Origin of the sequence: Alteromonas sp. H39 (assembly GCF_047556435.1) — a bacterium.
Lineage (GTDB): Bacteria > Pseudomonadota > Gammaproteobacteria > Enterobacterales > Alteromonadaceae > Alteromonas.
Genome location: NZ_CP180210.1, coordinates 1,904,197 through 1,927,647 on the forward strand (window position 1 = coordinate 1,904,197; position 23,451 = coordinate 1,927,647).

General features: G+C 50.9%; 15 protein-coding genes. 9 read left to right on the plus strand and 6 right to left on the minus strand.

Annotated elements, in window-relative coordinates; all coding sequences use genetic code 11:
- Window positions 1-138 precede the first annotated feature (138 nt).
- Window positions 139-1,542: a diguanylate cyclase domain-containing protein gene (locus ACLBLI_RS08425; RefSeq protein ID WP_414830643.1), complete on the plus strand. Its 1,404-nt coding sequence runs from the start codon at window positions 139-141 to the stop codon at window positions 1,540-1,542.
- A 134-nt stretch (window positions 1,543-1,676) separates the two neighbouring features.
- On the opposite strand, the gene ACLBLI_RS08430 is transcribed toward ACLBLI_RS08425, so the two are convergent.
- On the minus strand, window positions 1,677-3,335 hold the full coding sequence (locus tag ACLBLI_RS08430; protein WP_414830644.1) for a DUF342 domain-containing protein: 1,659 nt from the start codon (window positions 3,333-3,335) through the stop codon (window positions 1,677-1,679).
- A gap of 89 nt (window positions 3,336-3,424) precedes the next feature.
- A complete protein-coding gene (gene sbcB / locus ACLBLI_RS08435) occupies window positions 3,425-4,855 on the minus strand; it encodes an exodeoxyribonuclease I (protein ID WP_414830645.1) in 1,431 nt (476 codons plus the stop codon).
- A gap of 172 nt (window positions 4,856-5,027) precedes the next feature.
- On the opposite strand from sbcB, the gene ACLBLI_RS08440 reads away from it, so the two are divergent.
- Together ACLBLI_RS08440 and ACLBLI_RS08445 are read left to right on the plus strand one after the other, a co-directional pair.
- Window positions 5,028-6,059 (plus strand): isoaspartyl peptidase/L-asparaginase family protein, encoded by a 1,032-nt coding sequence (locus tag ACLBLI_RS08440; RefSeq protein ID WP_414830646.1) that lies wholly within the window; start codon window positions 5,028-5,030, stop codon window positions 6,057-6,059.
- A 144-nt stretch (window positions 6,060-6,203) separates the two neighbouring features.
- Window positions 6,204-6,623 carry a CBS domain-containing protein gene (locus ACLBLI_RS08445; RefSeq protein WP_414830647.1) on the plus strand — a complete coding sequence of 140 codons (420 nt, stop codon included), beginning with the start codon at window positions 6,204-6,206 and terminating at the stop codon, window positions 6,621-6,623.
- A 27-nt stretch (window positions 6,624-6,650) separates the two neighbouring features.
- Here the strand turns inward: ACLBLI_RS08445 and ACLBLI_RS08450 are convergent, their stop codons facing one another.
- From ACLBLI_RS08450 to ACLBLI_RS08460, 3 genes are read right to left on the minus strand one after another with little or no spacing between them, the layout of a single operon-like run.
- A complete protein-coding gene (locus tag ACLBLI_RS08450; protein WP_414830648.1) occupies window positions 6,651-8,528 on the minus strand; it encodes a phytase in 1,878 nt (625 codons plus the stop codon).
- Window positions 8,525-9,499: a metallophosphoesterase gene (locus tag ACLBLI_RS08455; RefSeq protein ID WP_414830649.1), complete on the minus strand. Its 975-nt coding sequence runs from the start codon at window positions 9,497-9,499 to the stop codon at window positions 8,525-8,527. Before ACLBLI_RS08455 ends, ACLBLI_RS08450 begins: the two co-directional genes overlap by 4 nt.
- A gap of 47 nt (window positions 9,500-9,546) precedes the next feature.
- On the minus strand, window positions 9,547-12,258 hold the full coding sequence (locus tag ACLBLI_RS08460) for a TonB-dependent receptor (RefSeq protein ID WP_414830650.1): 2,712 nt from the start codon (window positions 12,256-12,258) through the stop codon (window positions 9,547-9,549).
- Window positions 12,259-12,583: 325 nt separating this feature from the next.
- Here ACLBLI_RS08460 and ACLBLI_RS08465 point away from each other — a divergent pair, with 325 nt between their 5' ends.
- The 5 genes from ACLBLI_RS08465 to ACLBLI_RS08485 all read left to right on the plus strand — a co-directional run bounded on the left by ACLBLI_RS08465 (window position 12,584) and on the right by ACLBLI_RS08485 (window position 20,730).
- Window positions 12,584-13,495, plus strand: coding sequence for a GGDEF domain-containing protein (locus ACLBLI_RS08465; RefSeq protein ID WP_414830651.1), 912 nt, complete (start codon window positions 12,584-12,586; stop codon window positions 13,493-13,495).
- Window positions 13,495-14,499: a helix-turn-helix domain-containing protein gene (locus ACLBLI_RS08470; protein WP_414830652.1), complete on the plus strand. Its 1,005-nt coding sequence runs from the start codon at window positions 13,495-13,497 to the stop codon at window positions 14,497-14,499. Before ACLBLI_RS08465 ends, ACLBLI_RS08470 begins: the two co-directional genes overlap by 1 nt.
- Before the next feature lie 157 nt (window positions 14,500-14,656).
- Window positions 14,657-15,970: a Na+/H+ antiporter NhaC family protein gene (locus ACLBLI_RS08475; protein ID WP_414830653.1), complete on the plus strand. Its 1,314-nt coding sequence runs from the start codon at window positions 14,657-14,659 to the stop codon at window positions 15,968-15,970.
- A gap of 249 nt (window positions 15,971-16,219) precedes the next feature.
- Window positions 16,220-20,128 carry an ATP-dependent RNA helicase HrpA gene (gene hrpA / locus ACLBLI_RS08480; RefSeq protein ID WP_414830654.1) on the plus strand — a complete coding sequence of 1,303 codons (3,909 nt, stop codon included), beginning with the start codon at window positions 16,220-16,222 and terminating at the stop codon, window positions 20,126-20,128.
- A 299-nt stretch (window positions 20,129-20,427) separates the two neighbouring features.
- On the plus strand, window positions 20,428-20,730 hold the full coding sequence (locus ACLBLI_RS08485) for a PilZ domain-containing protein (protein WP_218309570.1): 303 nt from the start codon (window positions 20,428-20,430) through the stop codon (window positions 20,728-20,730).
- Window positions 20,731-20,879: 149 nt separating this feature from the next.
- On the opposite strand, the gene ACLBLI_RS08490 is transcribed toward ACLBLI_RS08485, so the two are convergent.
- Window positions 20,880-22,070: a class I SAM-dependent rRNA methyltransferase gene (locus ACLBLI_RS08490; RefSeq protein WP_414830655.1), complete on the minus strand. Its 1,191-nt coding sequence runs from the start codon at window positions 22,068-22,070 to the stop codon at window positions 20,880-20,882.
- 280 nt (window positions 22,071-22,350) lie between these two features.
- Here ACLBLI_RS08490 and ACLBLI_RS08495 point away from each other — a divergent pair, with 280 nt between their 5' ends.
- Window positions 22,351-23,328: an NAD(P)H-quinone oxidoreductase gene (locus tag ACLBLI_RS08495; protein ID WP_414830656.1), complete on the plus strand. Its 978-nt coding sequence runs from the start codon at window positions 22,351-22,353 to the stop codon at window positions 23,326-23,328.
- Window positions 23,329-23,451: the final 123 nt, after the last annotated feature.

Below are 23,451 nucleotides of genomic sequence, written 5' to 3' on the forward strand. Positions count from 1 at the left end.
CTATATTATTGGCCGGCGAGTGTACCGGCCGGGTCTGCTCTCTTTTTGCAAAACGACGATGCGTTTAGTTGCAAACTATTCTCATTGGCGAGATACTGTAAACGATTTTTCCTATTAATCACAAGGCGTTATCTGATTTTGTTACGTTTTTTTCGTTTCTTGTTTTTGCCTGTCATGCTTGTTATCAGTGTATTTGCCACGGCACAGGGAGAAACCATCAATTACTGTATCGATCCCAACTGGGCGCCTTATGAAGCGCTCAGGAACGGTGAGCATATCGGCATTTCCCGGGATTATCTCGACAGGATTGAAAAGCGCACGGATTTCGACTTCAGCCTGGTGCCAACCGATTCTCTCGAACAGTCGCTTACATTTGTCCGGGAAGGCCAGTGCCAGATGCTCACGATGCTTAACACCAGCCCCTCACGTGCCACATATCTGGATTTTTCAATGCCGTATTTTGAAGCGCCGAATGTACTGGTTGCCAAGAAAGGCAGTGCGATGATACAGGGACTTCAGGCAGTTCAGGATGAGTTAGTGGGTATTGTCGAAGGATACCGGCACGCAGAATATCTGGCTCGAAATTATCCCGAAGTCAGGGTGAAAACTGTGGAGAGTGAGGCGCGCGGTCTGGTTCGTCTGTCTCGCGGCGAGTTCGATTTGATGATCGGGTCGCTGTTGAGTGTGTATTCGAATATTAACAGCATGAAACTTGATGATCTGGTCATTGTTGGGTATGCCGAGCCATATGACTCGCTGAGCTTTGCTGTGACAAAAGATATGAGCAGCAGGTTGCTGCCATTGATGAATGAGCAAATAAGAAAATTTTCTGAGCATCAGAAAGTGGAAATCTATAAACGCTGGAGTAACGTCAAAAGCGTAGACGATACAGACGTGCTTACTCCTTTCCTTATTGTGTTAGTTATCGCCCTGGTTGGGTTTGGAACTGTATTGAGAAAGCGGGTGGTCGGTAGCTATACCCAGCAATTGAAACAAAAGAATAAGGAAATTGAGTCACTGCAAGGGGCATTGTTAGAGAAAAACCGGACACTGGAGTTTTTATCCAATCACGATGCTCTGACCGGGCTTTATAATCGCAATCATGTAATGCACCGTGCGGAAGAAGAGGTCTCCCGTTTTCAGCGATTTCATACACCACCCAGCCTGATCATCGCTGAAATCGATAATCTATCTGAGTTACATGCTACATACGGTACGCAAAATACCGAGGATATTTTGAAGGCTGTGGCAAACGTATGTTTAAGCACCGTCAGAGAAGTCGATGTTGTTGCACGCTGGAGTGGAGAGCAATTTTTGGTGTTGTGTCCGCAAACCGATATTGCGTCTGCTGAAGTTCTTGCACAACGGCTTTTAAAAGCCATGACAGAAAATGACGTGCTGGGTCCAAGGCGGCCTAATACTGCTGTGGGTATCGGTGTGTTAAGAGACAACGAATCTTTTACTGACTGGTTTGACAGAACGGCGAAAGCGTTGTACCAGTCAAAACGATTAGGCTACGGCGTAGCCTGCACTGCGGAATAAGCGGTATGTGTTTCAACGCAAGGTTTTCTTAAAGCCTGGCAGTTGCTCCAGGCTAAGAGGGCTTTAGCGGGCTTTATGAGACAACCATGGGCATACCGTGATAGGAGGTTGACAGAATCCCAGCGTGATTGACGTCAGGATGTTAGTGGCTCGTGATGCCACTGGTGTGCCTCATATTTTACCAGAGAGCGATCATACTCACGCTCTGAGCGCCAGTTTCGGTTGTTCAGCTTCACTGCTACGCCTGCGTAGAGTCTTTTGTTAGCTACCAGCTTGATATCATTCTGATAATTGTCTTTGGCCGCTTTCATCTCCAACGCTTTATCTTCAATCCAGCTGAGCAAAGCGGCTTCATTTTTCAGTAGCTCTAACGCCTCATTGACTTTATCCCGCATCTCTTTGGGAATTATTTTGGTTTTAATGTAATCAATTTTTTCTTTGTGACGCAGATTATTTTCCCGCAGCTGTTTAAGCAGTTCATCAAGATTGTCTTTGCGCTCAATAATAAGATTAAACCCAGGTGAAAAATCAACTTTAAGCGTACTGCCAGAGACAGCACCAAGGGTGCCCGCAACAATCGCTGACTGGCTGACGATATCACAGGCAAACAAATTCCCTTGTGGATTATCAATTTGACCGACGATGACCGCACCACCACAGCGTAGACGACTGTAAGCCAGCTGCCTGCCCACAGTAATATTGCCTGTGCATTGAATATCCAGGCCCTGGCCGTGCTGCACATGCACGTTGCCTGAGGCTATTAACTGACAGCTGTAATCGCTCTGGTTGTCATTGACTTTGCCCATGGCGCCTTCAGTGATGATGATATCACCGCCGGATTCAATCCTGGCAGACTCGACAAAGCCGTTTACCGTGACATCGCCAGCCGCCTTAATGATCATTTTTTCTGTGACATCGCCATTAACCAAAACGGCACCGTCATAGTTTACGTGACCTGAACCCACATTGACGCCACTACAGATGAAGGTGTCGTCAATATTCATAGTGACATCCTGGTATTTGGGCATGCCAGCAATAGCAGATATGAGCAGGTTTTCGTCATGGTCGCTGACACGCGTGCCTGATCCCATTTTAAACTGCAGCCATTCTCCGGCTTTTGCAGGTAACACATTACCGCGAACATCAAAACCACTGCGCCCTTTAGTGGGAGGGGTTCTGCGCAATACCTCTGTGTTTGCCTTTACACAGATAACTTCACCCAGATTACGCATATCTACCCGGCTACCATCGCTGCTCTGTGGCCGTAACACTCGTTCTAGCGCATTGGGAACAAGCGGTGCAAAACGTGATGACTTTCCGTCTCGGGGAGGGAGTCCCTGGGCGATAACGCCTTCTATTACTGATCCTGGCGGTGATTTCTTCGCTTCTATAAGCATATTCTGAATACGCTTAATGCCAATGCCGCGAAGGATCTTATTTTTCAGTGCGAGATTTTTTATTGCAGTTGGAGATGGCATTTTTCCACCGTAAGGGGCGGTAAGAACCAAGCTCGCTGACATTCCATCTTCAGGAATACGAAACTCTACCTCAGCATTCCTGCGTTCACCAACTCGTTCGGTGACTTCGGTAGGATCCTGGGTCTTGTAATAATGATTGGCCTTGTCACAGGCTTGCTTAATTGTGGATTCGGAAATGTAAAGCGACTGAAATTCGCCTTCAGCGACACGGTCAAAAAGTGCTTTGGAGTTCAGCTCTTTATCGAACTCTGCCGGTTTAAGGGTCAGGTCTACATAGTTTTTTGAATTATCGAAGGAGACTGTTACGCCTTTCATTACATCATCCATTGCCGGTCTATATAAGAGATATCGGCACGCTTATCACTGCCTTAACTTTTATTTTATAAGGCAGTGACACCGTGACGTCAAAGGTTTTCAGCGTATTGATAAAGTGCTCGCAGGATTGCCTGTTTGTTCGGATCGTCAACATTTTCCTGAGCCAGCGTTTCCAACGAGAACAGGAATGCCTCTATCGTCAGTGAAGCGGGCGAGTCCGGATCGGTAAGGCGATACTGCCTGTGATGCTGCCAGCGCTGCATTTCATCATGCGATAGCGTCTGCGGAAAGTTACGGGCGCGATAGCGAAACAACAGTGTTCGCAGTCTGGGGTTATGGGTTTTGTCTGCCATCACCGCAAGTTGGTAAGGTTCTGCCTCACGTACCGTCTCACACCATCTCCGGTCTTCGTCGTTAAGAAAACCGCCACTGTAGAGAGCATGATCGGCGTCATCCTGGCTGTCAGCATGCGGCTCGTCGAATACAGCGACTACCTTGTCCAGTATCTCCTGTCGCTGGCTTAGCAACCTGAAATTTTCCAGACATTGTTCACGATCAAGGCCCAGCCTTGCGGCGTTTTCCTCTGTCATCGCCTTGGCAGTTGTCACGAATGGCGAACGGTTTATGTGGATGAGCTTTAATCCCGGCCTTACGGACGGGTCGTCGAGCTCATCCTGCCGGGCGTAGAGCGCCTGGCGGATCTCTTCCGTGTTGCCAGATTCGAGCAGCGTTGTCGCGCGTGACAGATCGATAACAATAACCGCGTTGGGGTTGTTCGGATGCATCGCAACTGGCATTACCCAGGTACAGCAGCCCTGGTGCGCGGGCAGGCGCGAAGATATGTGCAACAATACAGAGGGCCGTGAAAAATCAAACTGCTTTAACACGTTTTGTTTGCTGCGAAGTGAAAACGCATAGTCATATAATTTGGGTTGGTGCGTTTTGATCAGTTTTGCCAGGCCGATGGTGGCATGCACATCCGACAGCGCATCATGCGCATCGCCGTGTGCAATGCCATTTGCCTGTGTTAAATGCTCCAGCTTGAAGCTAGGCGCACCGTCTTCCCGCGTAGGCCAGTTTATGCCATCGGGTCGCAGGGCGTAACAAGCCCGCGCCAGGTCGATAATATCCCAGCGGCTGTTGCCATTTCGCCATTCGCGGGCATAGGGGTCGTAAAAATTTCGGTAAAACAGGTATCGGGAGACTTCATCATCAAAACGAATACTGTTATAGCCAGCTACGCATGTGTTGGGCTCACTCATAGCGGCAAACACCTGACGTGAAAACTCAGCCTCAATCATACCGTCGCGAAGCGTTTGTTGCGGGGTGATTCCGGTTACCAGACATGCCCCCGGCTGCGGCAGATAGTCGTTAGCAATCTGGCTCATGATGTTTATTGGTTTGCCAATGATATTAAGATCGCTGTCGGTGCGAATGGCGGCAAACTGGCATGGCAGATCCTTTTGCGGGCTGGTCCCGAATGTCTCGTAATCGTGCCAGAGAATACTGGGTTCGGTCATGATAAGCGCTTTACGTATCTTATTTGGTTTTACGTTAGTCGGCGAAGTGTACACTGCCTGCTGACCAATACCAATGGGATGAGGCTGCCAAATGTTACGTTGAGGGGACGCGGATTTTTTCACATAAGATGTGTACAGTAGTGTCACGTGTTTGATTAACGAGAAAAATAATATGAAAAACTGGATTAAAGTTGGTGCCTTTGCTTGTGCGGTGGCGGTAAGCACATTGACTCAGGCAGAAACAGAGGCGCCGGTTGCCATCGTGATTCATGGTGGCGCGGGCACAATATTAAAAGCAAACATGACGCCGGAAATGGAAGCTGCGTACCTGGCAAAACTGGAAGAGGCCGTCCGGCACGGTCACACCTTACTCAAAGCGGGTGAGCCAGGAGAAAAGGCAGTGATTGAAACCATTCAAATCCTGGAGACGTCGCCATTATTCAATGCTGGTATTGGCGCGGTATACACCTACGATGGTGAGCACGAACTGGATGCGTCTATCATGCATGGCGGGACGCTTAACGCTGGTGCGGTGGCCGGTGTGAAAACCATACGCAGCCCCATTGCTGCAGCCAGCGCAGTGATGAACCATTCGCCTCACGTTATGCTGTCGGGAAAAGGCGCAGAGACCTTTGCTGAGTTGCAAGGCATGACGCCAGTAGATAATTCACTGTTTGATACCACACGCAGAAAAGAGGCGCTGGATCGCGCCAAAGCCCGAATGGAGAAGGCAGGAGTCACCCATGGTGGACAGCAGGGCAACGAGCGGTTTGGCACAGTGGGCGCAGTGGTACTGGACGCAGAAGGCAACCTGGTGGCAGGCACTTCTACCGGCGGCATGACGGCAAAGCGCTTTGGCAGGATCGGAGACTCACCAGTGATTGGTGCTGGTACCTGGGCAGACAATGCCAGTTGCGCTGTGTCAGCCACCGGGCACGGTGAGTATTTTATTCGCTATCATGTCGCTGCAGACATCTGCTCCAGAGTGAAATATCAGGGACTGTCACTGGATGAAGCCGCCAACACCGTTATCAACGATGTACTCGCTGAAGTGGGTGGTGACGGCGGTATTATTGCGGTGGATAGCAAAGGTAACATCGCCACGCCGTTCAATTCTGAGGGGATGTACCGCGCTAAAATTGATACCGAAGGAAATGTTGCCATTGGCATTTATGGCGAGTGGGGTGAACGTCTTAATCCGTGATATAAAATATTCACCCAAAAAATAGCCGGATGGGGTAACTCCGTCTAGTCTTAAACGTAGCGGTAGCAAACACCAGTGAGTGTGAACCGTGAATAATAATGAGGCGTTTAATGGCTATCAGCGTGCGCTACGCGGGGAGGCAAGATGAAATCGTTGCAGGTATGTGACTATATGAATACCCATCCGGTAAAACTGAAGGTAGACATGCCGGTGGCCGAAGCAGTGGAGACACTGCTCTCAAGCGGTCAAACCGGAGGGCCGGTAGTCAATGAGAAAGGAAAAGTCGTTGGCTTTTTGTCCGAACAGGACTGTATTAAAAATATGGTGGAGTCGAGTTACTACCGTGAACAAGTGTGTAGGGTGTCAGACATTATGCGAACCCCCGCGTTAACCATCAAGCCGTATTTGTCGGTAGTCGAACTGGCGCAGACGCTGATTAAAGAAAAGCCGAGGGTATACCCCATTGTGGATGATGATGGCGTTCTTCTGGGAACCATCAATCGCACTGCCGTACTCAGAGCTATCGATGTACAATTACGTTCAGGCTATCAGGCGGCCAGTTAACCAGTCGCCTGATACGATACGCCGGTCTTATTGCAGTAACGCCCGGATGTGCTTCGATAACTGACGAGCGTCGACAATCTTAAAGTTCTGGTTTTCGGTGGGCATCACATTGTGCCCATCCTGAACCACCACAAGCCCTTCAGGAAAGCGCTCGCCAAAGTTCAGGTTGCTTGCATCCAGTCCGTCAGTTTCTGACACGCCATCGATGCCTTTTTCCCAGTTGATACCAATGCTAAACGTGCCTACAAGAGCATGGCTGCTATCCGTTTTGTAAAGTGCATAACGGTGGTTCCCCTGACTGGATACCAGTAAATAACGGACTTCATCTACATCAAAAAAGGCCATCCCTTCAATATCAGCTTTTACCGGATCGCTGACGTCTATCACGCGAACCGGTTCAGCATTAGGCTGAGAAAGATCTTTTTGCCAGATGCCGGCACTTTCCTCGCCCATGTAAAGCCTTTGCCTGGCGTCGTCGGCGACACAACCCTCAGGTTGGCTGGGAAGTCTGAATGTCTCAATCAATGAAGCGCTGATGCTGTCACCATCTGTCATCAGACGGTGTCGCTGGTACCGGCCATCAGTATCGTTAATAAATACATCGATAGTATTTTGCGATTTATACAGACACAAGCCATAGACATCACTCAGGGTGGTCGGGATACGGGCAACTTCCTGCACCTCGCCGTTTTTATGGGCAATGGAGAAAACACTGATACTGTTATCTGAGCGGTTGCTGGCAACAGCAATATCGGCGTCATCAAAGTAACGGCCGGAATCGTAGCGTACATCCACATTGTTAACGCGGCCAACGGGAAGCGACTGTAATAGTGAGCCGTCCAGTGAATACACATTAAGTCCGGCCTTTTTGTCGGTACCCAGAATCAGACTTTGCGCGGGGGCTTTGGCGTTGTACCAGATAGCAGGATCATCGGCAGCATCGCCAAAGCGTGCTACCGGTGTGGTTTCTGCATCTGCGCTGACGGTAATGTCTGCCTTGGTGTTATCAGAGTCATGCATGGGAGGAGCAGCGGCTGGTATGGAATACACAGAGACCTCCTCGGTGGCATCGTCATAAACGCTCAGGATTGTTTCAGACGCAAGGTAACGGCTATGAATGGCTTCCGGTTCTGAGTCCTCAGCAAGCGGATAGCGCGTGATTGCCCCCGCTGAATGGGAATAAACGGCAGCGTCATCCGGCGAGACCCAAAATATCCTTCCATCGGGCAGGGCGCTGACGCCTTCAACAGCATATTGAGGATGATGATACACAAGCGATCGGCGCTCATCAGACTCGATATTGGTTGGGTAGGCCCAAATACCGGCATATTCGTCGGCCAGATATAGCACGCCAGCACGCGCCGCTACGCTGCAGCTTTTGATGCCTGGTGCGCCTGAAATAGTCCGCAGCAGCACGGGCTCTGACTCAGAGGAAGATAGCTGCGGCAACGCATATTGACGAATGCTACCCCGCGCATTCACTACAAAGACTTCCGGGTAGTCCTGCTCAACGGACAAACACACTGCTTCTGTATCGGCATTATCCGGCGGAATAATGGAGAGCGTTTCCGGTGGCTCGTGTAATGAAAAACGTACAATATGGACATCAGATGTATTGGTGTTGAGGGTACTTACCAGTAACTGGTCACGGATAGTGACAGTGTCCGACAATGAGTATCTGCCGGAATAGTGTTGCACCACCTGATTGTCCTGAGACCGCAGCGTCAGCCCCGAAGTTTCGCTGGTCGTCAGGTAAAAATGCTTATCGCCAATGGTGATTGCGTGTGTGTTTACCGCGCGAAAAGAGGCAGACTTCTCTGGCTTTGGTCCCGATATGGCTTCTAGGCCGTGGGCGTATAAAGAGGTTGAGCCAAGGGTAAACAGCAGCGCTGACAGTAGCTTCATGGCTGGTTTCCTTTTGCAATAGTATAGTGATAAATTTTCTTGCCGTTGTGATCGACAAACTGCACGTCTAGTGTGGCTTTTCTGACTGAGACGGTTGCAAACCCGCCAGTTGATCGCGCAAACTGTGTGAAGTCGTAGGATGAAACCGGACGCACTTCAGATCCGCCACCTGAGATAAAATGCTCTACGTGCTTACCGGCCACTCTGTTGTGCTGCATGTCATGCTCATGACCCGCGAAATAAGCATCCACGCGGTATTTTTCAAATATTGGTTCCAACACGTCCCGGATCTCACTTGTCTTGCCATAGCGCTTACCACTGGAATACAGCGGATGATGGCCAATGACCACTTTCCAATCGGCATCAGTGTTTGCCAGAGAGGTTTCCAGCCAGCGTAACTGTTGTTGCTGTCCCTGAGCGCGTGCAGCCGCATATTTTGCCTCGTTATCGTAGGCTGGGTTTAGTGGAGAGGTATCAATAAACAAAAGCAAGAGACGGGTGCCATCATCCAGCGTCACGGATTTTTTGTAGTACGGTGCTGGCATTTCCCAGCGTCGGCTTCGCTGGCTGTAGTCAATTTGTGCCTGCCAGTTGCCACGGTAATCGTGATTACCCAGCGTGGGGAACCAATCGATGAACAGGTGAGGGTAATGATAAACTTCCTCAAAGGCGCTTTGCCAGTAAGGGTCCGACACGGACGCCACACCGTTGTCGTAAAAATTATCGCCGGTGGTAGCAATAAATTCTGCATCCAGTTGCCAGGACGCCATATCCATCCACTTAGCCACATCACGCTGATAAAAATGACCATTTCTGCCCCAGTCGCCCAGAACCAGAAAGTGATAGGCATCTTCATCAACCGCAAGCATATCTATCTGATTGTGTTGATACCAGTTGTCGTTAGTGACGGTGTTTGCCAGTGTCGTCACTGACAGCAGCAAACTGAAAAATAAAAAGCTTGTTTTTAACATCGTTATTCTCAGAAATGGGTGGCGGGATGGCTCCCGCCACTTTGGTGTTACTGAATTTGCCAGGTAAAACCCAGCTCAAAAGTGCGCCCGTATTCTTCGTACTGCGCGTTGCGGTTGCGCGAGTCAAAGTAGTGATAATAAGGCTCGTCATTGATATTGATGGCATTGAAGTAGACGTTCATGGTGTCGTTTATGTAGTACTTCGCCATGAAATCTAACTGCGTATGATCGTCCTCGATACGAAGCATGTCGCCATCGATTTCTTCAAAGTTGTCGCTTTTGTAGGCCGCAGTCAGTCGCAGGCTGACGTCATTGCCTTCGTAGCCCAGCGTGATATTGCCGATGCGGTCAGACTGATTCGGTAAACGGGTTTCATAGCGTTCACCATCGAGGAACGTGGTGGCATCAGAACTGGAGAAGGTGGCGTTGGTCGAGATCAGAAAGCCATTGTTAAAAGCTTTAACCCAGGACAATTCTATGCCGTGAATCGAAGCCGATTCACCGTTAATTGCCTGAACCACTTCATCGTAGCCGTCCCAGCCTTCTGTCCCTGCCACGTCGGCGTAAACCACAAAGTTGTCAATGTCTTTGTAAAATAAGCCGGCGGAGAGTACGCCGATATCGCCGGGGTAGTATTCAACGGACAAGTCGAGATTGTCCGCTTCATAAGGCTTAAGTTGCGGATTGCCCACCTCAGCTTCACGTTCAGTCACAAAGACGCCGTCATCTTCCTCGGTTTTGGTTTCAATAATCTGAAACGCTGCTACATCTTCGAATTTGGGACGGGAAATTGTCTGGGTATAAGCACCGCGCACCAAAAGCTTTTCAGTGAGCGCCCAGCGAACATTAATACTGGGAAGCAGGTAGTCGTAGTCGCGTTCGTTGCTCCATGGAGTATTTTCTACGGTTTCCACGTCGCTCTGTTCGTCCTCGATAAGCTCCACGCGCATGCCGTTTGTGCTGAAGTCGGTTTTTTCATAGCGCACCCCGGCTACAATTCGCCAGTCGTCAATATCGACCGAGGACATCAGGTATGCCGCGAAGATGTCTTCTTTATTGACGTAAGATGCGCCGTTGGATTCCAGCTCAGAGTCCAGTTCTGCCAGTTCCAGTGCGCTGCGGTTGGCGTTGAAGTTACTGCGCATGGCAGCTCTGTCCAGCCCGGGGCCGAAGTCGCCCAATCCCCAGTCAGGGCTGCTCGTCGCGTACATGGCCGGATCGACGCCATCAAAGTCGCCGTCATAAATGAAAATGTTACTGTCGCGGTCTTTTTCGCGAGACCGGTACTTGGTACCCAGCTTAATTTCGCCTTTATGGCGGCCAAAAGTGACGGGCCGGGTGATATCCACTTTGATGCTGGTTTCGGTATCTTCGGTATAGTTGTCCTCAAACGCAATCTCGTCGAGTTCATAAGTGGATAAGGACATGGCGTCGGCGTTTTGGCTGACCAACGGGATCCGGGTTTCCAGATCGGCATCAATGCTGTCGTTTTCGGTGATAAAGTCGTAATAAAGCGCGTCCGGTTCGTCTTCATCCGACTTGGCGTAGCCGAGTTGCCAGTCAAGTTGCCAGGTATCCAGCTGATGCTCACCACCTGCCGTTAACGTCAGAATCGACTGCGTTTCGAGTCTGTCCTTACTGCCACGTTCAATCTCGCTGTCTTCACCATCAAACACAAAGGTGTTCGCCAGACGAAATTCCTCATCTGTGAATTCGCTGTACAGCGTGCGCAAGAAATACTGATTGTTGAAATCGGGTCGATAGTCAAAGTTCAGCGCCGCGCCCAGGCGCTCGCGGTTAATCGCGTAGTAACGCTGCTCAACTTCATCATCGCCGTTGGATTCAATGTTGTCTGAGCCAAAATCCCGGTCAAACCATGAAAGTGCCGCCGCAACACCAAAATCTTCAGAGACTTTGCGTGTCATGCTGCCGGAAACTTTGGGGCTGGTTTGGTCCCGTAATGCATTCTGGCTGCCCTGAACGGTCAGGCTGGCGGTGTTAGTTTCGCGATCAAACGCGCTTAAACTTTTGACTTCTACCGCGCCACCGATGGCGTCAGCATCCATGTCAGATGTGACAGACTTAGATACCTTCAGGGTCTGGATCAGCTCTGATGGAATGACATCCAGCGCAACCGAACGCACGCCCGATTCCGGAGAAGGGATATTTAGCCCGTTAATGGTGACATTGTTTAAGTTCGGGTCGATTCCCCGGATCCCGACAAACCTGCCTTCACCCTGGTCACGTTCAATGGACAAGCCGGGCAGACGTTGTAATGATTCTGCGGCGTTCTGATCCGGAAACTGGCCAATGGCATCAGCCGATACGATAGATGAAATGGTATCGGCAACACGCTGCTGGTTTATTGCGCTGGCCTGACCGCTGCGCTGCCCGCGAACGATCATTTCCGTCATGGCGCTGTCATCATCCAGCGTAATAACTGGCGTGATGGTGCTGTCTTGTGAGACCGTCTCCTGCTGCGTAATCGTGTCTGCACCCAGGTAACTGATTTCCAGCGTATAGGTGCCCGCTGGTAATGCGGTGAAACGAAACGAGCCGTCACGTTCAGACTGCGTGGTGCGTCCCAGCTCGACAACGGTTATCTGCGCACCGGCATACACCCGGTTTTCCGCGGTATTGGTAAGCTGGCCTACAATCGTTGCATTGTCAGCGGCAAGAGCGGGTGATATCGCACTCAGTGATGCCAGTCCCAAAGCTGCGATACACGCCCGGGAGAGTAGAGAAAGTTTTCGTGACATGGTGTTCCCTTTTTTCTGCTAAGCAAGTGAGTTGTGCGTCGCTTACCCTAGGCAGAGCAGATGACAATTATGTGACTGCAATATGACGTAATCGCGACAGGGGGCTTTATCAGACAGAATTAACTGTTTTCAGGAACTGAGTGAGCCGATATGACCCTCTGCTAACTTACTGAATCTGTTATTTATTTCAGGATTTCTTACCGCACTTTCAGGCACGCGCGTCACGTGTCTGTCACATTCGTGAGCCAGAATGACCCTGTTCACATGCCAGCGTTCCACGTTAATTAGGGGCCTGACGTGATTAATTCAGAACCAGTGAGTCAACATGTATAACGCGACACTATTCTCCCAGTTGGGCCGCCATAGTCATTTGATTGGTGCTGTACTGGCCACCGTTTGCTCGGCGTTTACGCTGGCAATAACGCAGGGCACCGCAAAGCCGGCTGCAATCATATCCTGGCTGGATATTACCGGTGAAGGCAGCGTTGTCCTGCTTACCTTTGGCTGGATTGTTGCCGTACTTGCCAGCCGACCTGCGGGAAAGGTCACGACACTGCTTACCCTGGGGTTAACCTTCTTTATGTTTTCCGCGCTGCTGGATGTGCTGGATGAGTTTTTGACCTATCCCGTGTCGGCTGACTGGCTGAGTATGGTCGAGTCCATCCCTGCTGCTATTGGCATGGTGATTATGTCAGTAGCGTTATATTTGTGGCATCAGGAACAACTGGTGCTCAATACCCAGCTGCGTCGTAAGGAGTGGGACAGCCGGAGTCACGAGCAAGTTGATTCGATCACGCAACTTTATCGTGGCGATTACTGGCAGGCGTGTGCCCGCAATTTGTTGTTGCAGGAGAAAACAGGCTGCGTGGTGGTGCTGGATATCAATGATTTCAGTCAGTTCAATCTTCGCTATGGTCAGCAGGAAGGCGATCGGTTTTTAAAAGAAGTGGCGCAGCTTCTGGTCATGCACCTTCGCGACTGTGACCTGGCGTGTCGTTACGCCGGCGACCGCTTTGCTCTGTTGCTGCCGGATATGAACCGGGACGAGGTCAGTCACCTTATCAGTCAGCTATGTACCTCTATCCGCCATCTGGCGTTTCGTTGCAACAGTCAGACAACGGCGGTGTTTAACAGCGCACGGGCAGTGCAAGCGCAGCTAGTGCCGGGGATGGAAGTGCCAGCGCTATTACGCCGTCTGAACGAGCAGCTCGATACCTGTGCATCGCAGGTCGCCTGATGCAGGTTGTCGCACCCGTAGTAAAACACGATAAGGTGATCCCGGCTTCAGCTATCGTCAAGGCGGTGTTGTCGGTTACCGGCCCCCGGGGAGCGGCGGAACATAAAATACTACGCGGTACCGGCATTTTTATCTCAGATTTAAAACCGGAATTGTTGGTGAGCCCGGCGCAACTGTTAACGCTATTCACCAATGCTCAGAATTATGCCAACGGGCCAGACATTGCCTTTCAAATTGGAAAATCGATGGCGACAGCGCATCTTACCGGCACCTGGCATGGCGTAGGTAGTTGTCATAATGTGCTGGATGCACTGCAAATGATTACGCGTTTTCGCTGGCACTTCTGTCCACTGATGTCGGTGTCGATCTATGCGGGAAAAGGGCGGCGCGTTCTGGCGTTTCAGGATCCGTTTGGATGCGGCAAGCTCTGGCCTTTCGTTACGCAGCTCTATGGGGCGTTCTTTGTCTCCCTGTTTCGGTATTGGCTGGGGCAGCGACTGGCATGCAACTTCAGATTTAACTTTAGCCGTCCCCGCCATGTTCATGAGTATGAGGCGCATCTGGGCTTCCGACTCGCGTTCGATCAGCCCATGCTTAGCATTCAGCTGGAAATGAGGGAGCTGAAACGGGCTTTTCCCAAACGGGATGCCTTTTATCGTCACGCGCTGCTTACGCATTTACAGGAGAATGCGGCCGTCTGCGTCAGCCTGCTCGATGTTGTGCGGGAGCAAATTGCATCTCGACCAGGGTGTACGCTGTCATCACTGGCATCGCAGCTCAATTACAGCCCGGCGACACTTAAACGAAAACTCAAGGACCATCAGACCACGTTCAGCGAACTGAACGATCAGGTTCGCCGCCAGCAGGCTATTTATTTATTGTCGGTGCAAAAACTTAATAATGAGCAAAGTGCGCTGCAAATGGCGTTTACTGACTTGCCAAACTTCAGGCGCGCAGTGAAACGCTGGACAGGTCATACGCCCAGTGAACTACGCGAGGTATAAGCTTCTTCTCTCGTTATCTTCTGTTTTCACGCCGTCTGCCGTGCGCTATCACAGATAGCCTGTCAATTCGCCATGACTTATAACAACCTGCGCTTGCATTACCGTCAAAACGCCTTATTCTGATGCGATTTTCCTGTTTATCTCACCCGGAGAGCCTGTGCAGTCTGATGTATCCGCCAATCCCTTTGGATTATTGCCCATTTTCTTTTTTGTCGTGCTGGTAATTGTCACAGGTGTTTTCACCGGCTCGATAACAGCAATGCCCATACTGGTTGCGTTTTTTCTGTCTGCCGGTCTGGCTTTGGGACTGAATGACCGCAAAAAGTCGCTCAACGTGGCTGATAAAATTCAGTTATTTTGTCGCGGGGGCGGGGATAAAAATATCATTCTTCTGGTGTTTATCTTTCTGTTGGCCGGGGCATTTTATGCGCTGACTATCGATATCGGCGCGCGTGATGCCACGGTAAACCTGGCGCTACAGTTTATTCCCCGTGGCGTGATCCTTCCTGGCCTGTTTCTTATCTGCTGTTTTATTTCGTTTGCTATGGGAACGTCAATGGGAACGATAACCGCGCTGTCACCGATTGGCGCAGGTCTGGCCGAAAGCCTGGGAATTCCGGTACCCATGGCGCTTGGTATTGTGGTGGGTGGTGCGATGTTTGGCGATAACCTGTCATTCGTATCTGATACCACCATCGCCGCCACCCGGAGTCAGGGGGTGAAGCTTACTGATAAATTCAAAGCGAACCTGGTAATTGCGGTGCCAGCCGCTCTGGTCACTGTCATTCTGCTGTGCCTGATACCGGTAGATAGTGCGATACTGCCTCAGGGCGGGCCGACACAGTGGATACTGGTGCTACCCTATATTCTTATTATTATTGCGGCGCTTGCCGGGCTCAACGTCATTGCAGTGCTGGCGACTGGTATCGGAAGTGCCGGCATTGTCGGATTGTTTAATGGCAGTTTTACGGTTATTGAAATGCTGCAGAGCATGCAAAAAGGTCTCGGATGGATGCAGGACCTGGCCATGATTGCCATAACCATTGGTGGTATTGTGGCTCTTATGCATGCCTATGGGGGGATTGCTTTTCTGATTCAGGTGCTTACACGCCGGATAAAAAGCCGACGCGGTGCCGAGTTCAGTATAGCCAGCCTGGTAAGCTTTCTGGATGTGTCGACGGCAAATAACACCATTGCGATTGTTGCTGCCGGCCCCATTGCGAAAGACTTAAACACAAAGTACGGCGTTGATCCGCGACGTACCGCCAGTCTGCTGGATGTATTTTCATGCGGGTTTCAGGGATTGGTGCCTTATGGCGCTCAGTTGTTAAGTGCTGCGGCGGTGGTGGGCATTTCTCCGCTCTCGGTGACAGTTTACAGCTGGTATCCGATGTTGCTGCTGGTGTTTGGCATTACTGCCATTACCTTTAATCTGCCGCGTTACATCACCCATACCGGTGATGAGCTTTAGTCAGCCAGACTTAACGCATAGGCACACTCCGGTTTATACCAATCCGTAATGATGAGTGCTCTGAGCTGATCACACATTATTACAGACTGGTATTAATTCTCGCTAACGGCAACGAACAAGATAATTGCAACCGGTATCTGGTTCGCAAGCGACCGATGAGCGCGCCGGTCTGTGTCGTGCCGGCTTTTAGTTGCACAACCTGAATCAGTTAATTAGGATCTGCGCCTGATTTTAAAAAGGAACATAATTTTGCCCGACTCCGCTGCCAATACCCCGTCAGTAAAACAGTTGTTCAGCCTGCTTGATGAGACGCTGCTGGCGGACCGTTTTCGTTTGAAACGCCGTTTACAACAGGCTATGGCGGCAGAGAAAAATGGTGATGGTGACAACAGCGATAAACTGGCCCGGGTTGCACAAGCCATAACGTCCTCTGTAGCAAAGAAACAGCACCGGGCGGAAAATCTGCCTGAGGTGGAATATCCGCCGCTACCGGTAAGCGATAAGAAAGACGACATTAAAGCCGCTATTGCGAGCCATCAGGTGGTTATAGTGGCAGGTGAGACGGGCTCGGGGAAAACCACACAGCTGCCTAAAATCTGTCTGGAAATGGGGCGGGGTGTCGATGGTATGATTGCACACACCCAGCCACGACGCCTTGCGGCCCGCAGCGTTGCCAACCGCATAGCGGAAGAGCTCAACACACCACTGGGCGAAAAAGTGGGCTTTAAGATCCGCTTTTCTGATCAGGTCTCCGAACAGTCGTACATCAAGCTGATGACCGACGGTATGCTGCTGGCAGAAATGCAGCAGGATCGCTTTTTAAACCAGTACGATACGATCATTATCGACGAAGCGCACGAACGCAGCCTGAATATCGACTTTCTGCTGGGCTACCTCAAACAGCTTCTTAACAAGCGTCCGGAACTGAAGCTGATTATCACTTCAGCGACTATCGATCCTGAGCGCTTTTCAAAGCACTTCAATGATGCGCCCATTATCGAAGTGAGCGGGCGCACGTATCCGGTGGAAGTGCGTTATCGCGACCCTGCTGAAATGGGAGATGATGTTGACCAGACTGACGCCATTGTCAGTGCGGTTGATGAGCTGTTCAGAGAAGCGCCCGGCGATATCCTGGTATTTCTCAGCGGTGAGCGGGAAATTCGCGATACCCAGGATGCGCTGAATCGTCAACAATATCGGCATACCGAGGTGGTGCCGCTGTATGCCCGCTTGTCTGCGTCTGAACAGAACCGGATTTTCCAGTCCCATTCCGGACGCCGTATTGTGCTTGCAACCAACGTGGCTGAAACTTCATTAACCGTCCCCGGCATCAAATATGTGATTGACCCGGGCTTTGCCCGTATTTCCCGCTATAGTGTGCGCAGCAAAGTGCAACGCCTTCCCATTGAACCTATCTCGCAGGCATCCGCTAATCAGCGGGCTGGGCGATGCGGGCGGGTGTCAGACGGAATTTGTATTCGCCTCTACAGTGAGGACGATTATCTTGGCCGCCCCGCGTTTACCGATCCGGAAATATTAAGAACAAATCTGGCCTCGGTGATCCTGCAAATGCTGGCGCTGGGACTCGGTGATATCGGCGGTTTTCCTTTTGTGCAGCCACCGGATAACCGTAATATCAATGACGGCTTCCGCCTGTTGGAAGAGATCCAGGCAATTACCCGCAAAAAAGGTATGCCGCACCTTACCCAGACCGGCCGTCAGGTGGCCCGCTTGCCTATCGACCCGCGCTATGCCCGGATGGTGATTGAAGCGGCCAGAACGCAGGCATTGAGCGAGGTAATGGTGATTGCGGCTGGCTTGTCAATTCAGGATCCCAGAGAGCGTCCGCAAGAAAAGCGTCAGGCAGCAGATGAGAAACACAGCGAATTCGCAGACAAGGATTCTGATTTTATCAGCCTGTACAACCTGTGGGTGGCGTTTCGCGAGCAACAATCGTCGCTAAGTCATAATCAACTGCGTAAATGGTGTAAGACACACTTTATTCATTACCTTCGCATGCGCGAGTGGCAGGATATTGTCAGTCAGCTGAAAAAGTCAGTGGCTGAGCTTGGGATGGGGACTGTTAAGCAAACTGCCGATTATGACGCCATTCACCAGGCGTTGTGTACCGGGCTGTTATCCCATCTGGGCTTTAAAGATAAAGACCGCGAATATCTGGGCTCGCGCAATACCCGGTTTATGATTTTTCCCGGCTCCGGTTTGTCAAAGTCGCAACCAAAGTGGGTCATGGCCGCAGAGCTGGTAGAAACCTCCCGTTTATTTGCGCGCGATGTTGCGCGAATCGACCCGCGTTGGGTAGAGCCGCTGGCAAAACATGTTACTCAGTCCAGTTATTCTGAGCCTCATTGGTCGAAAAAGCGCGGTGCGGTGATGGCCTGGGAGAAAGTAACCTTATTCGGTTTACCAATAGTGATGCGCCGGGCCGTGGTGTACAGCCAGATCGATCCGGCCGTTTGTCATGAGCTGTTTATCCGCGAAGCGCTGGTGGAAGGCAATACCCGTTTACGTTACGACTTTCTGGATGATAATCATGCTTTACTGGCGCAGGCTGATGAATTAGAGCAGAAAACCCGTCGTCGCGACCTGATGGTGGACGAGCAGCAACTGGTCGATTTTTATGCCTCCCGCATACCGGTTGAAGTTAACAACGAGGCGGCTTTCAAAAAATGGTGGAAGCAGCAGAGCAGCGACGCGCTGCGTTTCACTGAGGAAGATGTATATCGACAGCAGCCGGGTCTTTGTGTGGAAAATGCATTTCCGGATGTGTGGCGTCAGGCTAACCTGACGCTGCCGCTGCGTTATCATTTTGAGCCCAATGCCGCGGACGACGGGGTTACGGTACTGATACCGCTACCTTTGTTAAATCAGGTAGAAGATATCGGTTTTGACTGGCAGGTGCCCGGGTTGCGGGAAGAGCGCATCACTGCGATGATCCGTGGGCTGCCCAAACGTCTTCGCAAAAACTTTGTGCCAGCGCCTAACTTTGCGCAGGCGTGTATGTCAGATATCAGCCAGACCAATAAAAAAGGTCAGCCGGTTACCCTCGTGGATGCGGTTACCGATAAACTGCGGCGTATGACGGGGATCACGGTCAGCGAAGATGAATGGAAAGAGGTGCAACTGGAGCGTCATCTTGTAATGCACTTTGCGGCCGTTAACGAGCAAGGCGACACGATTGCCCGCCATGACGATCTCTACACACTGAAACAGCAGTGTCAGGGGCAGGTTAAAGAAACCTTCGAGCAGGCCGCGACACCAGAACTGGAACGCACCGGAATTGAAACATGGGATTTTGACGCCCTGCCAGAAACTTTCGTACAAAAGATGGCCGGGTTTGAGGTGCAGGCGTTCCCGGCGCTTGTACCTAAAGGTAATAAGGTAGACATCGAGCTTATCGATGAAGCAGGCAAGGCGTCAGCGCTGCACCGTCAGGGCGTTAATGTGCTGATTAAAAACGCCATGCCGTCACCGCTTAATTACCTGCAAAACAAATTACCGAATAAAGCCAAACTGGGGCTGTACTTTAACCCGTTCGGGCAAATCAAAGCCCTGATAGATGACTGTATTATGGCAGGCATCGATGACCTCGTTGCAAGGTTTTGCAAGCAGCACAATACAGAAATTCGCGACCAGGATAGCTTTGACCGTTGTGTTGATGCAGTGCGTGCGGATATCAACGACGAGGTGCTGAAAATTGCTCAGCAGGTAGAGGAGGGACTCACACTGGCTAATCAGTGTCAGAAGCAAATGAAAGGCAATGTGCCGCTGACCATGGTCAGCGCGTTGGGAGACTGCAAATCGCACTTGTCTCAACTGGTGTATCCTGGATTTGTCAGCGATATTGGCGCGGCGCGTTTACCTGACTGGAATCGCTACATCAAAGGCCTGGTGCGTCGTCTGGAAAAGTTACCAATCGATCCGAATAAAGATCGTATGCAGCAGGTGACGATAGAAAAAGTGATCGCGGCCTGGGAAAAAGCGAAGAGCAAGTACCCTGCTGACAAAGTGCCCGATACGTTGCATGAGGTACGCTGGATGATCGAAGAATTACGCGTAAGCTTGTTTGCGCAACAGCTCGGCACGGCGTATCCGATATCCGCCAAGCGGATTACCGCCAGGTTAGAGGAGTTAGTGTAACGCCGATACCTTCACGGAATGTCCGGGAGCGGTGAAGGCAGAGTGCTCGCACTCAAACGGATACGGTGCAGGCCTGCATGACCGAACCTGGATGGTAGCGAACCTAACAATTTAATGTCAGACCGTAAGCAGGTAACTGCCGGATAGGTAAACAAATTTACTTATCCGGTGACAGTTTTGTAGCAACCGTGTTGCGCTCATTTACGTTTACGCATTGACAAGCTCAACCATGCGCCCTATAACGAGAGTTACAGGTGAAGGTACAGCGGTTCAGGTTGATCTGAGGTAGGAGAAGTAAAATGTTGGGATACGACGATAAACGCAACTTTTTCAGGATGATGGTGAATTCCCCATGTCAGTTGGAAATTAATGACGAGGAGTCAAGCCGCACATTGCAGGCGGTGTGTAAGGACATCAGTGCGACGGGTATGTCACTGGAAGTTGCAGAACCTTCTGTCGAGCTTGGCACAAAGGTCAATGTGTCAATAGATTCAACCAGCTCTCAGATACCCTCACTTTCTGCCATCGCTACCGTGGTGCGCTGCGTGCCCGAATCGGAGAGCAGTTGCCTTATCGGTGTAGAAATTTCCGAAATGAAATAACAGAAGCAAAAGCGTGCTGAGACACGCTTTTTTTCTACTTCCTTTGCACCGCAGAGTATTGCGGGTATAAACCAGTCCAGGCAAGGTGTCGGGTATTGGGTAAGGTTGCCATCTACTGCTACACGATTCGACATCGCTTTTAAGTATGCCTAATCAGTAACCTCGCAAATCAGCCCTTTGAGATAATGCCCTTCCGGATAGCTGCCAATAACCGGATGGTCGCTGGCCTGTGAAAGTCGCTCAATAATTTTAATGGTTCTGCCGGCATCCAGTGCAGCATCAGCCACGATCTTCTGGAATAAATCAGCAGGCATCAGGCCTGAACAGCTGAATGTAAATAGCAGGCCACCAGGTTTCACCGCGTGAATACCATACATATTAATATCTTTGTAACCACGAGATGCACGGGGAAGAGACGCTTTCGAGTCGACAAATTTAGGCGGATCCAAAATCACCATATCAAATTGGTTTTTTTGTTCGTAATACTGCCGTAATACCTGAAACACGTCCTGATTCACCATGTCACATCTCGCTGTGTCCAGGCCGTTCATTTCAAGGTGTTTTCTGGCTAAGGCCAGCGCAGGCTCAGACACATCCACGTTGGTAACATGCGTGGCGCCGCCTTGTAACGCATAGCAGGAAAAGGTGCCGGTATAGCTGAAACAGTTGAGAACCGTCGCGCCTTTTGCATATCGTCCTGCGGCAGCCCGGCTATCGCGCTGATCCAGATAAAAGCCGGTTTTGTGCCCCTGTTCGATATCAACCAGTATATTGAGCCCGTTTTCAGTAATCGTGACCTGTTTCTCCGGCTCTCCGGACAGTACCTGCACCACCGGTTCTAACCCTTCTTTTTTACGCACGTCAACATCACTGCGCTCAAATACGGCGAGTTCCGGCAGCAGTTTATTCAGGGCCCAGACAATTTTATTACGGTGTTTTTCTCCGCCAGCACTGAGCAACTGCACAACAGCCACTGTATTGTAAACATCAATAGTTATGCCGGGCAGCCCGTCAGACTCAGACGCAATCAGCCGGAAACTGTTAGTATCGCGGTCGGCAAAAAGTCGCTGGCGTAAGCGCAGTGCCTGATCGATGCGGCGCAAAAAGAAACCGTTATCAATGCTTTCTGATTGATTGAACGTCCACATCCGTACCCGGATTTGAGACTCTGGTGAGTAAGCGCCCCGTCCCAGCCATTCGCCGGTTGCGCTGACAACGTCAACGGTGTCACCACTGCGGCATTTTCCTTTCAGCGACGCAACGGCACTTGCAAATACCCAGGGATGGCGGCGTTTTAATGATTTTTCACGGTCCGGGTTTAATACGACGGTTGCTGACATAGGGTCCTCGCTTACTGAAAAGCCGGTTGCAGGAAAACAGGGCGCGAAGTATAGCGGGATTCATCCACTCCCGCGACTTTTGCGTAGCTATCCTCTACATTGAGTCAACTTAAGTTGCGCGGTAGAAAAGCTAATGCGTCCTCAGCAACGCTTATCAACTACACTCAGGCGGTGAGTGAATGCGGTTTATAATGTGACGCTGCAGAATGCGCTGCCGGTATGCGGCATTAGTATACGCGTATATCGCGCCGGGGATTTAAACAGACACAGGGAGTTATCTATGCAATATGTGGATTTTGAGCAGGGGCAGGGCCCAGAGGGTCTTACTATTGGACAAACGGAAAGGCCTGCGATTAAGGCGGGATACGTCAGAGTCAGGGTCGCAGCCTTTGGTGTTAACAGGGCCGATACGCTGCAGCGCCAGGGGCATTATCCGCCACCACCCGGAGAAAGTGATATTCTGGGACTGGAAGTTGCTGGGGAAGTTATTGAAGTTGGCGAGAAGGTTACTGCCTGGCAGCCGGGAGATCGGGTTTTCGGCTTGGTTGCCGGTGGCGGCTATGCCGAAGAGGTGGTGGTGCTCGCAACGCATATTATGCGGTGTCCGGCATCGCTCTCGTTCGAGCAGTGTGCAGGTCTGGCCGAGGTTTATCTTACCGCATTCCAGTGCCTGGATTTAATTGGTGGCGTGGAGCACGGTCAGCGCGCCCTTATTCATGCAGGTGCCAGTGGCGTAGGGCTGGCTGCATTGCAGCTTTGTCGCTATTTCGGTGTTGAGGCCGCCACGACAGCCTCAACGGCAGAGAAGCTGAAATACTGCGAGAAAATGGGCGCGTCTGTGTGTATCAATTATAAAGAGAAAGATTTTAAGGACGTGTTGCAAACCGTCTGGCCTGATGGAGTGGAGTTTGTGCTGGATATGGTAGGGGGAGATTATCTGAATAAGAACCTTTCTGTACTCAGGCGTGATGGTATTATAGTGTACCTGGCGATGCTGGCGGGCCGGTATGCTGACAAACTGGACATGGCAAAAATGTTGGCCAAGCGCGCCAGAATTCAGGCTACCACACTACGAAACCGCAGCGACGACTATAAAGCTGCGTTAATACAGCGATTCAGTGAGCGCTGTCTGTCAGCGTTTGATACCGGCGAACTGGTAGTAAACATGGATACTGTGTTCGCTGTGCAGGATATCTCTGAGGCTCACCGCCGCCTCGAGAACAACGATTCAGTCGGCAAGTTTGTCGGGAAATGGTAGGGCAAGGTAAGCTGCGATATGTCGTTGCGGTATACTGGTTCTGCCAGAAGATAAGAGCAAGATCGGACAAACACGCCTGAGTCGAACAGGTATACTCTTGTGCAAGGAGAAATCAACGACGCG

Excerpts from the sequence above, each read along its gene's own strand:
- ACLBLI_RS08430 (WP_414830644.1), bottom strand. The coding sequence starts at position 3,335 with ATGAAAGGCGTAACAGTCTCCTTCGATAATTCAAAAAACTATGTAGAC.
- sbcB (WP_414830645.1), bottom strand. The coding sequence starts at position 4,855 with ATGACCGAACCCAGTATTCTCTGGCACGATTACGAGACATTCGGGACC.
- ACLBLI_RS08440 (WP_414830646.1), top strand. The coding sequence starts at position 5,028 with ATGAAAAACTGGATTAAAGTTGGTGCCTTTGCTTGTGCGGTGGCGGTA.
- ACLBLI_RS08445 (WP_414830647.1), top strand. The coding sequence starts at position 6,204 with ATGAAATCGTTGCAGGTATGTGACTATATGAATACCCATCCGGTAAAA.
- ACLBLI_RS08450 (WP_414830648.1), bottom strand. The coding sequence starts at position 8,528 with ATGAAGCTACTGTCAGCGCTGCTGTTTACCCTTGGCTCAACCTCTTTA.
- ACLBLI_RS08455 (WP_414830649.1), bottom strand. The coding sequence starts at position 9,499 with ATGTTAAAAACAAGCTTTTTATTTTTCAGTTTGCTGCTGTCAGTGACG.
- ACLBLI_RS08460 (WP_414830650.1), bottom strand. The coding sequence starts at position 12,258 with ATGTCACGAAAACTTTCTCTACTCTCCCGGGCGTGTATCGCAGCTTTG.
- ACLBLI_RS08465 (WP_414830651.1), top strand. The coding sequence starts at position 12,584 with ATGTATAACGCGACACTATTCTCCCAGTTGGGCCGCCATAGTCATTTG.
- ACLBLI_RS08470 (WP_414830652.1), top strand. The coding sequence starts at position 13,495 with ATGCAGGTTGTCGCACCCGTAGTAAAACACGATAAGGTGATCCCGGCT.
- ACLBLI_RS08485 (WP_218309570.1), top strand. The coding sequence starts at position 20,428 with ATGTTGGGATACGACGATAAACGCAACTTTTTCAGGATGATGGTGAAT.
- ACLBLI_RS08490 (WP_414830655.1), bottom strand. The coding sequence starts at position 22,070 with ATGTCAGCAACCGTCGTATTAAACCCGGACCGTGAAAAATCATTAAAA.
- ACLBLI_RS08495 (WP_414830656.1), top strand. The coding sequence starts at position 22,351 with ATGCAATATGTGGATTTTGAGCAGGGGCAGGGCCCAGAGGGTCTTACT.